The sequence below is a fragment of the Xenorhabdus miraniensis genome, assembly GCF_002632615.1.
On record NZ_NITZ01000006.1, the window covers coordinates 215,867 to 229,290 of the forward strand.

12 protein-coding genes and 3 pseudogenes are annotated in these 13,424 nt (G+C 46.5%); 13 read left to right on the forward strand and 2 right to left on the reverse strand.

All coding sequences use genetic code 11. The annotated features are described in order from the left end of the window. Positions 1 to 14: 14 nt before the first annotated feature. Positions 15 to 1,052, forward strand: a complete 1,038-nt coding sequence (locus Xmir_RS08355) for a zinc-dependent alcohol dehydrogenase family protein (RefSeq protein ID WP_099113929.1) — start codon at positions 15 to 17, stop codon at positions 1,050 to 1,052. Between the two features lie 230 nt (positions 1,053 to 1,282). On the opposite strand, the gene hpaR is transcribed toward Xmir_RS08355, so the two are convergent. Continuing rightward, a complete protein-coding gene (gene hpaR, locus Xmir_RS08360; RefSeq protein ID WP_099113930.1) occupies positions 1,283 to 1,732 on the reverse strand; it encodes a homoprotocatechuate degradation operon regulator HpaR in 450 nt (149 codons plus the stop codon). 384 nt (positions 1,733 to 2,116) lie between these two features. Here hpaR and Xmir_RS08365 point away from each other — a divergent pair, with 384 nt between their 5' ends. The 10 genes from Xmir_RS08365 to hpaA all read left to right on the forward strand — a co-directional run bounded on the left by Xmir_RS08365 (position 2,117) and on the right by hpaA (position 11,988). Then, positions 2,117 to 2,749 (forward strand): fumarylacetoacetate hydrolase family protein, encoded by a 633-nt coding sequence (locus Xmir_RS08365; protein ID WP_099113931.1) that lies wholly within the window; start codon positions 2,117 to 2,119, stop codon positions 2,747 to 2,749. Further along, positions 2,746 to 3,510, forward strand: a complete 765-nt coding sequence (locus Xmir_RS08370; protein WP_099113932.1) for a fumarylacetoacetate hydrolase family protein — start codon at positions 2,746 to 2,748, stop codon at positions 3,508 to 3,510. The genes Xmir_RS08365 and Xmir_RS08370 overlap by 4 nt, the downstream gene beginning before the upstream one ends. Continuing rightward, positions 3,507 to 4,973 (forward strand): 5-carboxymethyl-2-hydroxymuconate semialdehyde dehydrogenase, encoded by a 1,467-nt coding sequence (hpaE, locus tag Xmir_RS08375; protein ID WP_099113933.1) that lies wholly within the window; start codon positions 3,507 to 3,509, stop codon positions 4,971 to 4,973. The genes Xmir_RS08370 and hpaE overlap by 4 nt, the downstream gene beginning before the upstream one ends. A gap of 67 nt (positions 4,974 to 5,040) precedes the next feature. After that, on the forward strand, positions 5,041 to 5,904 hold the full coding sequence (hpaD, locus tag Xmir_RS08380; RefSeq protein WP_099113934.1) for a 3,4-dihydroxyphenylacetate 2,3-dioxygenase: 864 nt from the start codon (positions 5,041 to 5,043) through the stop codon (positions 5,902 to 5,904). 53 nt (positions 5,905 to 5,957) lie between these two features. Further along, positions 5,958 to 6,347 carry a 5-carboxymethyl-2-hydroxymuconate Delta-isomerase gene (locus tag Xmir_RS08385; RefSeq protein WP_099113935.1) on the forward strand — a complete coding sequence of 130 codons (390 nt, stop codon included), beginning with the start codon at positions 5,958 to 5,960 and terminating at the stop codon, positions 6,345 to 6,347. Positions 6,348 to 6,408: 61 nt separating this feature from the next. Next, entirely contained in the window at positions 6,409 to 7,881 is a 1,473-nt protein-coding gene (locus tag Xmir_RS08390) for an NAD-dependent succinate-semialdehyde dehydrogenase (RefSeq protein ID WP_099113936.1), read from the forward strand. 6 nt (positions 7,882 to 7,887) lie between these two features. Further along, positions 7,888 to 8,691: a 2-oxo-hept-4-ene-1,7-dioate hydratase gene (gene hpaH, locus Xmir_RS08395; RefSeq protein ID WP_099113937.1), complete on the forward strand. Its 804-nt coding sequence runs from the start codon at positions 7,888 to 7,890 to the stop codon at positions 8,689 to 8,691. A gap of 18 nt (positions 8,692 to 8,709) precedes the next feature. After that, on the forward strand, positions 8,710 to 9,516 hold the full coding sequence (gene hpaI / locus Xmir_RS08400) for a 4-hydroxy-2-oxoheptanedioate aldolase (protein WP_099113938.1): 807 nt from the start codon (positions 8,710 to 8,712) through the stop codon (positions 9,514 to 9,516). A gap of 141 nt (positions 9,517 to 9,657) precedes the next feature. Further along, positions 9,658 to 11,031 (forward strand): 4-hydroxyphenylacetate permease, encoded by a 1,374-nt coding sequence (hpaX, locus tag Xmir_RS08405; protein WP_099113939.1) that lies wholly within the window; start codon positions 9,658 to 9,660, stop codon positions 11,029 to 11,031. 51 nt (positions 11,032 to 11,082) lie between these two features. Next, positions 11,083 to 11,988 carry a 4-hydroxyphenylacetate catabolism regulatory protein HpaA gene (hpaA, locus tag Xmir_RS08410; RefSeq protein WP_099113940.1) on the forward strand — a complete coding sequence of 302 codons (906 nt, stop codon included), beginning with the start codon at positions 11,083 to 11,085 and terminating at the stop codon, positions 11,986 to 11,988. A 423-nt stretch (positions 11,989 to 12,411) separates the two neighbouring features. Here the strand turns inward: hpaA and Xmir_RS08415 are convergent. Beyond that, positions 12,412 to 12,654: pseudogene (locus Xmir_RS08415) on the reverse strand (transposase); the annotation flags it as partial. A 116-nt stretch (positions 12,655 to 12,770) separates the two neighbouring features. Between Xmir_RS08415 and Xmir_RS08420 the strand changes: the two are divergent. Continuing rightward, a pseudogene (locus Xmir_RS08420) lies at positions 12,771 to 13,202 on the forward strand (transposase); the annotation flags it as partial. Between the two features lie 80 nt (positions 13,203 to 13,282). Continuing rightward, positions 13,283 to 13,424 (forward strand): annotated as a pseudogene (locus Xmir_RS28130) (IS110 family transposase); the annotation flags it as partial.

A 13,424-nucleotide genomic window follows, 5' to 3' on the forward strand; every position in this document is an offset into this window, starting at 1 on the left:
GTGAAGGGGGTTATATGAAAGCACTTGTTTATCACGGAGCCGGAAAAAAACGCTGGGAAGAAAAAGCACCACCTCAACTCATTGAACCAACAGATGCTATCGTCCGCATCGTCAAAACTACCATCTGTGGCACAGACCTGCATATCCTCAAGGGAGATGTTCCCACTGTCGGGCAAGGCCGGACATTGGGCCATGAAGGTATTGGGATCGTTGAATCAATTGGGGAGTCGGTCCGCAATATCAAAGTCGGTGACAAGGTGATTATTTCCTGTATCACCGTCTGCGGTAGTTGTACCTATTGTAAACGCCAGCTTTATGCACACTGTAAAGATGGTGGCTGGATCCTGGGGCATAAAATTGATGGTACACAGGCAGAAAAAGTACGGGTTCCCCATGCTGATAATAGCCTGCATCGTCTGCCGGGAGGTGTCGATGAAGAAGCGGCATTAATGCTCAGCGACATCCTGCCAACAGGCCTTGAAATTGGTGTTATCAATGGCAGGGTCCAACCGGGACAGACTATCGCCTTAATTGGCGCGGGGCCAGTCGGGTTATCAGCATTACTGGCATCACAATTTTACTCCCCGGCACATATCATCATGATCGATACTGATGATAACCGCCTTAGCGTCGCCCGGCAGTTTGGTGCTAACACGGTTATCAACCCGACAAAACAAAACGTAGTAGAAACCATCAACAAACTGACTGACGGTATTGGTGTAGACGTCGCTATTGAGTGTGTGGGGATCCCCGCAACTTTCAAAATATGTCAGGATATCATCGCAGCAGGGGGATTCATTGCTAATGTTGGTGTCCACGGCAAATCCGTTGATCTGCATCTGGAAAATCTCTGGATCAAAAACATTACCATTACCACCGGACTGGTAAATACGAGCAGTACTCCCATGCTGCTGAAAAGCGTCCAGTCCGGCAAAATTGCACCTGAAAAGCTGGTCACCCATCATTATCCATTGAGTGAAATAGAAACTGCTTATGAAGTATTTAGTAATGCAGCCCAAGAGAAGGCATTGAAAATTGTCTTGTCAGCATAATGGATATAGCAGGAAGGGTAGCCGGATTGCTCTCTTCCTGCTAAAACTAATACAAAACAGAAAAGCCGCCGCAATATACTGCATCAATGCTCCTATGCAATTCATTACGGCGGCCTTTATACTATATTTGATTACTATATTTGATTACTATATTTGATATTACGTTTGATTTGATATTACACTTAATGTATTAATTAATTATCTTATTAATACATTAATAAACCATCAATCTATAGTTCGCTTTCTTCATCCAAATCTTCTTGAGAGAGATTCCCGATAGCAATAAATTCATCCAATAACCCTAAAAGTTGGGCCAATTTTTCTGGAGAAAAAGCGTTTTCAATCGCCATATAACCCTCAGCAACCTGCCCTTTTGCCTGCTCATAGAGTTCCTGCCCAGCCGGAGTCAAAGAAACATACAGCTTACGCTGATCATTCATAGGCTTCAGGCGGAAGATAAGCCCATCACGCTCCATACGTGTCAAAATGCCTGTCAGGCTTGGACGAAGGATACAAGTGAGACAAGCTAAATCATGAAAATCAATAGAACGGCTACTTGCCAGTACACGAATAATACGCCACTGCTGTTCAGTTAAATTATAGCTCTTCAAAATAGGCCGAAAAAAACCCATCGCGGTTTCTCTCGCTTGAAGCAATGCAATTGTTAAGGATTCATGCATAAGTAAAAGTGACTCTTTAGTTAATCGCTAGTCATTCTATAAGTTTAACGCCCACGCTATTTATTATAGACAACATGAACACCAAAAAGACTAACACGCTCATAATCATCCACAAAGGAGAAAGACTTCAACATTAACAAATAAATAAAATCATCCCACCCCTAAAAAGTTAACAATAAGTTAAATACAATCCCAAATGACCTTGGTTAAAAATATAACAGGCTGATCTTTATGTAGTAAAAATGATCAGCAATAAAGTGTTGTTACATAGATCACAATTAAAATTAACAATCAAATTAACATATTGAAGATTGCCCGGACATGATTTATTAATATATTAATAACATTCTCTCTCTAAGCCGCTTAGGTTACAAGGAGTTGTCAATGAAAGGCACCATCTTTGCCGTCGCCCTAAACCATCGTAGCCAGATCGATGTCTGGAATGGGGCATTTCACGAAGCACCTTATAAAACACCCCCAAAAACGCCAATTTGGTTTATCAAACCCCGCAATACTGTCATTGGCTCAGGGGATGTGATTCCTCATCCTGTCGGAGAAACGGTACAAAGCGGCGCAACTCTGGCAATGTTGATTGGAAAAACCGCCCGTAAAGTCTCGATTCAGGATGCAGACCAGTACATTGCCGGATATGCCTTAGCAAATGAAGTCAGCCTACCAGAAACATCGTTTTACCGTCCCGCGATTAAAGCGAAATGTCGGGATGGTTTTTGCCCGATAGGTCAAATGAGCAAGATAAGATCCGTGGAATTGCTCGATATAGTGACTGAAATCAATGGGCAGGAAGTTGATCGCTGGTCAACCAAAGATCTTATCCGTTCAGCGCAGGAATTGCTGGTGGCATTAAGTGAATTCGCCACATTGAAAGAAGGCGATGTCATCCTGCTGGGAACACCCCATCAACGCGCCACTCTCCGTTCCGGCGATCAAATCACGATCAAGGCTGAAGGCTTCCCCAATCTGGAAAATAGGATCGTACTCGCAGGAGGTCAGGCATGAAACACGCCAAAATTTATTATCAGGGTCAGGAACTGAATGTCACCGTAGATGAGCAGGAAAATATTCTCCTGCCCAATGGCAGTACGGTAAACAGTGAGGATGTTATATGGCTTCCTCCCGCCAACGGAACCCTGTTTGCGTTGGGGCTGAATTATGCCGATCACGCAACAGAACTGGAGTTTAAGCCACCGGAAGAACCGCTTGTATTTATCAAGGCTGCCAATAGCTTAACAGGCCACCGTCAGGTTTCTGTCCGCCCCGACAATGTGGAGTACATGCATTATGAAGCAGAACTCGTTGTCGTGATTGGCAAACCCGCACATAAAGTTTCCAGAGAAAATGCGATGAATTACGTTGCGGGATATACCGTTTGTAATGATTACGCCATCCGTGACTATCTGGAAAATTATTATCGTCCCAATTTGCGTGTAAAAAGCCGGGATACGCTCACGCCAATCGGCCCTTGGATCGTGGATAAAAATGAGATCGCCGATCCCCATAATCTGACCCTGAGAACCTGGGTCAATGGTGAGTTACGTCAACAGGGCACAACCGCCGATTTGATCTTCGACATTCCTTTCCTGATCACCTACCTCAGCGATTTCATGACATTGCAACCGGGCGACATGATTGCCACCGGAACCCCAAAAGGGCTGTCCAATGTTGTTCCCGGGGATGAAGTTATCGTGGAAGTTGAAGATGTTGGTCGTCTGGTGAATCACATTGTCAGCCAGCAAGAATATGAGGAGAGTTTGTCATGACCATTATTAATCATTGGATCAACGGCAAGAACGTTGATAGCAAAACCTATTTCGAAACAACAAATCCCGCTACCGGTGAGGTGCTGGCTGAAGTGGCTTCTGGCGGCCAAGCAGAGATTGATCAGGCGGTTGCTGCTGCCAAAGAAGTTTTCCCGAAATGGGCCAATACCCCAATGAAGGAGCGGGCTCGCCTGATGCGCCGTTTGGGAGAACTCATTGATCAAAATGTTCCTGAAATTTCGGCAATGGAAACGAAGGATACCGGTCTGCCCATCCACCAGACACAAAATGTGTTGATCCCACGGGCTTCCCAGAATTTCAATTTCTTCGCTGAAATTTGCCAGCAAATGAACGGACGCACTTACCCCGTTGATGATAAAATGCTCAATTATACCTTGATTCAGCCTGTCGGGGTTTGTGCATTGATCTCCCCATGGAATGTGCCTTTCATGACGGCAACATGGAAAGTCGCCCCTTGTCTGGCTCTGGGAAATACCGCTGTTTTAAAGATGTCCGAACTTTCACCACTCACGGCTAATCGTCTGGGAGAGCTGGCGCTGGAAGCCGGTATTCCGGCGGGCGTATTGAATGTGGTACAGGGTTACGGTAACACCGCAGGTGATGCGCTGGTAAAACATCACGATGTGCGCGCTATTTCTTTCACGGGCGGAACAGCTACCGGTCGCGTGATCATGCAGAATGCCGGGCTGAAAAAATATTCCATGGAGTTGGGTGGAAAATCCCCCGTTCTGATCTTTGAAGATGCCGATATTGAACGTGCGCTGGATGCCGCGCTATTCACCATTTTCTCCCTCAATGGCGAGCGTTGTACGGCAGGTTCCCGTATTTTCATTCAAGAAAGTATTTACCCCGAATTTGTTAAGCGCTTTGCTGAACGAGCCAACCGACTTCGCGTCGGCGATCCCAACGATCTCAATACTCAGGTTGGCAGCTTGATCAGCCAACAACACTGGGAAAAAGTCTCCAACTATATCCGCTTGGGGATCGAAGAAGGTGCAACATTGTTAGCAGGTGGCCCCGATAAACCCACTGGTTTACCTGCCCATCTGAAAGATGGCAATTTCCTGCGCCCCACTGTCTTGGCTGATGTGGATAACAGTATGCGTGTAGCACAGGAAGAGATCTTCGGCCCCGTTGCTTGCCTGCTACCGTTCAAGAGCGAAGAGGATGGGCTGCGCATGGCTAATGACGTGGAATATGGCCTTGCATCCTATATCTGGACACAGGATGTCAGCAAAGTTTTGCGTCTGGCACGTGGCATTGAAGCGGGTATGGTGTTCGTCAATTCACAAAATGTCCGTGACCTGCGCCAGCCATTTGGTGGAATCAAAGCCTCCGGTGTAGGGCGTGAAGGCGGGGAATACAGCTTCGAAGTCTTTGCCGAAGTGAAGAACGTTTGTATCTCTATGGGCGATCATCCGATTCCCCGTTGGGGCGTTTGATCAATCAGGAATGAAATCAATTCCAGCGTTAACCACAGTTGGCCATCCTAATATCAAGTGAGGGTTTATGGGAAAGTTAGCGTTAGCTGCGAAAATTACACACGTGCCTTCTATGTACCTGTCTGAACTGCCGGGCAAGCATCACGGCTGCCGACAAAGTGCCATTGACGGACATAAAGAGATCAGCCGTCGTTGTCGTGAAATGGGTGTCGATACCATTATCGTTTTCGATACGCATTGGCTGGTTAACAGTGCCTATCATATTAACTGTACTGACCATTTTTCTGGCATCTATACCAGCAATGAGCTACCACATTTTATCCGTGACATGACCTATGAATACGACGGTAATCCTGAATTGGGGCGGATGATTGCGGAAGAGGCGCGTCAGATGGGAGTTCGTGCTCAATCACACGAGATCCTGAGCCTGAAGCTGGAATACGGCACGCTGGTGCCGATGCGCTATATGAACAGTGACCGCCGTTTCAAGGTGATTTCAATTTCTGCTTTTTGTACTGTCCACGCTTTTGAAGATAGCCGCAAATTGGGAGAAGCCATTTTACGGGCCATTGAGAAATACGATGGCACGGTTGCAGTGCTGGCCAGCGGCTCGTTGTCGCACAGCTTTATTGATGATCAACGCGCCGAAGAAGGCATGAACAGTTATACCCGCGAGTTTGATGAGCAAATGGATCGCCGCGTCGTACAGCTTTGGAAAGAGGGTAAGTTCAAGGAATTCTGCAAGATGCTGCCGGAATATGCACAGTATTGCCGGGGAGAAGGCAATATGCACGATACCGTAATGCTGCTTGGTCTGCTCGGTTGGGATAAATATGACGGCAAAGTGGAATTTCTGACGGAACTGTTCGCAAGTTCAGGGACAGGGCAGGTTAACGCCGTTTTCCCATTACCGGACGCTATTAATAAGTAGCAGACTATTAATGAAAAGGCCGTCGATAAAATTGAGGCCAACAGGAGTAAACCGTGCCACATTTTTATGCAGAGTGTACTGAAAATATCCGCAAAGAAGCCAATTTGCCGGAATTATTTGCCAAAGTGAACCAAGCGCTGGCAGAAACGGGCATCTTCCCTCTGGGCGGTATTCGCAGCCGTGCCATTTGGTTGGATACCTGGCAAATGGCGGATGGAAAACAAGATTACGCGTTTGTTCATATGACATTGAAAATTGGTGCCGGACGCAGCCTTGAAGATCGGCAGAAAGTCGGAGAGATGTTATTTGCCTTAATCAAAACGCATTTCACCGATTTAATGGCGCAGCGTTACCTTGGCCTCTCTTTCACTATGGAAGAGCTCGATCCTGTGCTGAATTATAAATCCAATAACGTTCATAGCCTGTTTAAAGCAAAAGAGTAACGACGATAGGTGGCATAATTAAGATCACTCGCGTCTGTTTTTTTAAATTAAAGAGGAAACTATGACAAGTCATTTGGATACATCATTGCTGCGTCAACAGGCTTATATCAATGGTCAATGGGTTGATGCAGAAAATAAAGCGACCTTTGAAGTGACTAACCCTGCCAATGGTGAAATCATTGCCAATGTCAGTAATCTGGGAGCAACAGAGACACAATCTGCCATTGAAGCCGCTAACCATGCGCTTCCTGCATGGCGGGCATTAACCGCCAAACAGCGCAGCCAAAAGCTCAAGCAATGGTTCCATTTGATTATGGAAAATCAAATCGCTCTGGCTGAAATAATGAGTGCGGAACAGGGTAAATCCCACGCGGAGGCAATGGGAGAAATTGCTTACGGTGCCAGTTTCATCGAATGGTTTGCAGAAGAAGGCAAACGCATTTACGGTGAAACCATCCCTTCCCCAATGCCGGGCCGACGTCTTGCCACCATTAAGCAGCCCATCGGCGTTGTTGCTGCCATTACACCGTGGAATTTCCCCAATGCGATGATCACCCGTAAAGTCGGGCCTGCTCTGGCGGCGGGGTGTACGGTGGTTCTGAAACCGGCGGCTGAAACGCCACTCTCTGCGCTGGCACTGGCGGTATTGGCAGAGAAAGCAGGAATTCCGGCTGGTGTCCTGAATATCGTCACCGGAATAGATGCCAAAGCGATCGGAGAAGTACTGACTTCAAGTCCTATCGTACGCAAACTGTCGTTTACCGGTTCTACACGTGTTGGCAAGTTATTGATGGCACAAAGTGCTGATACCGTGAAAAAACTCTCCCTCGAACTGGGTGGCAACGCGCCTTTCATCGTGTTTGATGATGCTGATCTTGATGCTGCTGTAGAAGGTGCAATGGCAGCAAAATTCCGTAACAGCGGGCAAACTTGTGTTTGCGCCAACCGAATTCTGGTACAGGAAGGCATCTATGATGCGTTTGCGGAACGTTTGGCACAAGCAGTAAAACAGCTCCGTGTCGGGCCGGCCACTGACACCGGGTCACAACAAGGGCCACTGATTAATCAGGCCGCAGTGGAGAAAGTACAGGCTCATATCAGCGATGCGATTTCCAACGGCGCACGTATTCTGGTGGGGGGTAAATCCCATGCTCTGGGGGGATTGTTCTTTGAACCAACAGTTCTGGCCGATGTTACGGAATCCATGCAGGTTGCCCACGAAGAAACATTCGGCCCATTGGCTCCCCTGTTCAAATTCCGTGATGAAGACGAAGCCATCCGCATTGCCAACGACACGGAATTTGGCTTGGCTGCCTATTTCTATTCCCGCGACATCGGCCGGATTTATCGCGTGGCAGAAGCGTTGGAAAGCGGTATGGTAGGTATCAATGAGGGACTGATTTCCAACGAAATCGCACCATTTGGTGGTATCAAACAGTCGGGACTGGGACGTGAAGGTTCACGTTACGGTATCGAAGATTATCTGGAAGTAAAATACCTCTGTTTTGGAGGGTTAGAAGCTAAAGGAGCTTAATCCCCTATGCTACAGCAAGAAGTCGTATCACAGGTTGCACGCCGTTTACATCAGGCAGAAAAAAATCGTGAGCAGATCCGCCAGCTCTCATTGGATTATCCAGAAATGACGATTGAGGATGCTTACGCCATTCAACGCGAATGGGTAAATTTGAAAATTACGGAGGGCCGGGTTCTCAAAGGCCATAAGATCGGCCTGACGTCCAAAGCCATGCAAGCCAGTTCACAAATTGATGAACCCGATTATGGTGCCCTGCTGGACGATATGTTTTTTCAGGACGGCGGTGATATCCCTTGCGAACGCTTTATTGTGCCGCGCATTGAGGTCGAACTGGCTTTCGTGCTGGCAAAACCCCTGCGTGGCCCAAACTGTACGCTGTTTGATGTTTATAACGCGACAGATTACGTTATTCCGGCGCTGGAACTTATCGATGCCCGCTGCCACAACATCGATCCTGATACTCGGCGCCCGCGTAAAGTGTTCGATACGATTTCTGACAATGCCGCCAATGGCGGTGTCATCATGGGAGGTCGTCCGATCAAGCCAGATGAATTCGATCTGCGATGGATCAGCGCCCTGCTTTACCGCAATGGCGTGATTGAAGAATCCGGCGTGGCAGCCGCTGTTCTCAATCATCCGGCCAATGGTGTGGCGTGGCTTGCCAATAAACTGGCACCACATGATGTTCAACTTGAAGCGGGCCAGATCATTTTGTCTGGCTCCTTTACCCGGCCTGTCCCTGCACGCAAAGGTGATACCTTTCATGTGGATTATGGTGTTTTAGGCTCTATTGGCTGTCACTTTGTTTAAAATCTCTAAGGTATGATCATGGATCAATTAACAAATAGGTTTAAACAAGCTCTAAAATCAGGACAGCCACAAATCGGACTCTGGCTCGGGCTATGCAGTGGCTACAGCGCAGAAATTCTGGCAGGAACAGGATTTGATTGGTTGTTGATTGACGGCGAACACGCTCCCAACGATATTTCCACCATCCTTGCCCAATTGCAGGGCATCGCCCCTTATCCAAGCCAGCCTGTCGTTCGCCCCCCGTGGAACGATCCGGTGATCATCAAACAGTTGTTGGATATTGGCGCTCAAACATTGTTACTCCCAATGATTCAAAACGCAGAACAGGCCCGTCAAGCGGTTCGATCCACTCACTACCCGCCTGCGGGTATTCGTGGGGTAGGCAGTGCGCTGGCACGGGCTTCCCGCTGGAATCGCATTCCTGACTATCTATCCCGTGCCAATGACGAAATGTGTGTGTTGGTACAGGTAGAAACGCGTGAGGCCCTGCAAAATCTGCCAGAAATCGTGGCAGTCGAGGGGGTTGATGGCGTGTTTATCGGCCCTGCGGATCTCAGTGCGGATATGGGATACATCGGCAATCCTCAGCATTCAGAGGTTAAGACAGCGATTGAACAAGCGATAGGTCAAATCAAGGCTTCTGGTAAAGCAGCAGGCATTTTGATGACCAATGTTGATGAGGCTAAGCATTACCTCAATATGGGCGCCCTGTTTGTTGCCGTAGGTGTTGATACAAGCTTACTGACAGGGGCTGCTAACGCACTGGCTGCACGTTTTGGCAACATTCGGGAAGAACTCAACACACCATTATCCAGCAGTTATTAAGTTCTCATTACCGACAATAACACAATTCATTACCCTACACCGCAGATGTTGATCGCGACATCTGCCATTGCAGTTTGAATTTTCTGATAACTCAACTTCCTGATAACTCAATTTCCTAATAACAATAAAAAGGAAACGACAATGAGCACCTCACCTGACGCTATACCCAAATCATCTAAATCAAATAATCCGGCTTATTCACACCAAAAACTCACCTCCCAACAGCAAAATATCATCAATAAGTTATTCCGGCGTCTGATTTTCTTTCTCTTTATCCTGTTTGTTTTCTCTTTTTTGGATCGCATCAATATTGGTTTTGCTGGTTTAACGATGGGAAAAGATCTTGGCTTGACGTCCACCATGTTCGGGCTGGCAGCCACGCTGTTTTACGCCACTTACGTGATTTTTGGCATTCCCAGCAATGTCATGCTGAGTATTGTGGGAGCCCGCCGCTGGATTGCCACCATTATGGTGTTATGGGGAATTGCTTCTACGGCGACGATGTTTGCGACCGGCCCTACCAGCCTGTATATCCTGCGCATGTTGGTGGGCATTGCAGAAGCGGGGTTCTTACCCGGTATTCTGGTCTACCTGACTTATTGGTTTCCGGCCTATTATCGTGCCCGTGCCAATGCGCTGTTTATGATAGCCATGCCCGTAACGATGGCATTTGGTTCACTCATCTCCGGTTATATTCTGGAAATGGACGGTATCTGGGATCTGCGTGGCTGGCAATGGCTATTTTTGCTGGAAGGCTTCCCTTCTGTTTTGCTTGGTTTTGTTGTCTGGTTTTATCTGGATGATTCACCGGAAAAGGCCAAGTGGCTGACCCGTGAAGATAAGCAATGCCTTCAGGAAATGCTAGAAAACGAGAAACTTTCACAGGAACACACCAACGCGCCTGTTCTGCAAAAAACCAGCTTATGGCGGGAGGTTTTTACCCCGATTGTATTGATGTATACCTTCGCTTATTTCTGCCTGACCAATACCCTGAGCGCCATTAATATCTGGACGCCGCAGATTATGCAGAGTTTCAATCAGAACAGTAGCCACGTCATTATCGGCATTCTGACTGCCATTCCGCAATTCTGCACAATTTTGGGCATGATTTACTGGAGCCGCCGCTCAGACCGCCTGCAAGAACGCAAGATGCACACCGCCCTGCCTTATCTGTTTGCCGCCGCAGGCTGGGTCTTAACTTCACTTACCGACCACAGCCTGATACAGCTACTGGGGATCATCATGGCTTCCACTGGATCGTTCACTGCCATGGCGATATTCTGGACGACACCGGATCAGTCGATCAGTCTGCGTGCCAGAGCGGTGGGGATCGCCGTAATCAACGCCACGGGCAATGTGGGATCTGCCGTCAGCCCGCTTTTGATCGGCTGGTTGAAAGATCAAACCGGCAGTTTCAACGCAGGACTCTATTTTGTCGCAGGGTTATTGGTTATCGGAGCATTGATGGTTTTGTTTATCCCAATGCAACATGCCAGATCACGGACAACATCGTAAATAACGGGCAAAATATCTTGGCCAGCAACAAGGCACGGGAGGAAAAAATCGATGTCTGTATCCAACATCACAAAACCTATCATCACCAATATCGATATCAGCAAGGATTATGATGAAACTCAGGGATCGGATGATGTGCATTACCAAACTTTTGGTCGCATGGCGGCATTTTTTGGTCGTGATATGCAGGCGCATCGCCATGATGGTTTTTTCCAACTGCATTATCTGGTGACAGGACGAATTGAACTGCAACTGGATGAACAGCACTATTCCGTACAAGCCCCGCTATTTATCCTGACTCCCCCTTCTGTTCCCCATGCTTTTTTTACGCAGGAAGACACGGACGGTTATGTCCTGACCGTCCGTCAGGCATTGATTACACCGTTGCTTAATTCACTTTATCCTACTCATCGGGAACTGGTTGATATTCCTGCTATCTGCCTTTCTGTGGCGGATAAACCTGGTGAACTGGAAACATTCAACCACTATTGGGCCTTAATCAAGCGTGAATCTGCCAACCAATTTGTTGGGCGCGAACAATCACTGGCATTTCTGGCTCAGTCGCTGTTTACCTTTCTGTTGCGCAGTATTCCCCTTGATGATCATCATTCCGGTGGTGTTCGGGGAGAGTTAAAACTATTTCAACGCTTCAACCAGTTGATTGATCAACATTATCACCAACATCTTGCCGTACCGGAATACGCGGAAAAATTGGGAATTACGGAATCTCGCCTAAAAGATATGTGCCGACGCTTTGCCAACCGGCCCCCGAAGCGATTGATTTTTGACAAACAATTGCGGGAAGCAAAGCGGTTATTACTGTTTAGTGACAGTCCGGTATTTGAAATAGCCTATCAGCTTGGGTTTAAAGATCCGGCTTATTTTGCCCGGTTTTTTAATCGGCTGGTGGGGTGTTCACCAAGTCTTTGGAGGGAGAGGAATTTAGTTGGAAGATAAAAAGATATCTTCAACTAAGAGTTTATTCCCATTAGGCTCTAAATTTAAGTGAAAAAATTATTTGTTTTTATCATTTTTGGATTCATATATAAATAATTCAATATCACCGATAAAAATTAGATGAACTTATGATGGTATTATGTCCATATTTAGATCAGAATTACACAGAAAAATAAAATATGAACGAATAAGAAGGGTATTCTTATGTATACTAAGAAAAGAAAAAACTTCAAATCGATTATAATACAGCTTACTCGCTCAGTTAGTTTTGATATTGATTACCTTTCATCTTAAAAAAAATAACCAAAACAAGAGAGCGCTATATCCAGGATATTTCTTCAAAAGCACTATCATATGTTAATGATTAATAAGATTGCCTAATATTTTAGTGTCCTTTAATTACAATATGTATCCTGATAAGGAGGGAATTTGCAATGCCAATGCGCCTTCGTCAGTCAGGAGAGTTTTAGAAGAGTAGCCATGACGGGTATTAGGGCCTGATTTTGGCTGGTGTTTTTCATGCCCCAACTGCGTCGCTAATTCAGCGTTAAGTGCGGTTTCGACAGTCAATTTTTTAAGGAAACGGGAGAGCTGGCTGAGATCTTCCGGGGTTTTGAGATTTTTAGCCAGCTCAGTAGCCAGAACTTGCAACTGTTTTTCGTCCATTTTATCACCTGTTTTAGTTGATTAACCCGAATTCTGGATAAGAAGTTGACGAGAAGCCTGTTCCAGGAGCAAAGTTTTGGTGCACACCCAAAAACAGCTCCGAGGTGGAACAGGCTATGGACAAGTTAGTCGAAATTTTCTGTGATGTCGATGATTTTTGCCGTTTTTTCATCCCTCAATGGGAACAATTTTGTCTCGATAGCGGGCATCGTTTACGCCGCCGACAAGGCCACATGTATCCCAGTGAAATCATGACCATTTTGATCCTTTTTCATCTGTCACATTACCGTGATTTTAAAAATTTTTATTTAGAACATATTTGGAAATATCACCACAATGATTTTCCCACCTTACTCAGCTATTCTCGTTTTGTCAGTATGGCTCCTTCCGTTTTGGTGCCACTATGCAGCTATCTGACTCAATTAAAAGGAAAACCCACCGGCATTGCGTTTATTGATTCCACCAGTTTGAGTGTCTGCCATAACATTCGCATTCCGCGACATAAGGTCTTTGCCGGGATAGCAAAGCGCGGAAAAAATTCAATGGGATGATGTGATGGACGTCCCCTTTTTCAGTGGAAAATAGTGCCATCTTTTATCCGATGCACTGAATTTCGGGAGAACATCTCATGAGTACGATCAAAGTAGTGGGTATTGACCTCGCTAAAAATATCTTTCAAGTTTGTGTCTGGATGGAAGACGGAACTGTTGCTTCGAACCGAAAAATCCCACGACAAAAATTGCTTGATACCCTACGGGTTTTTCCGCCTA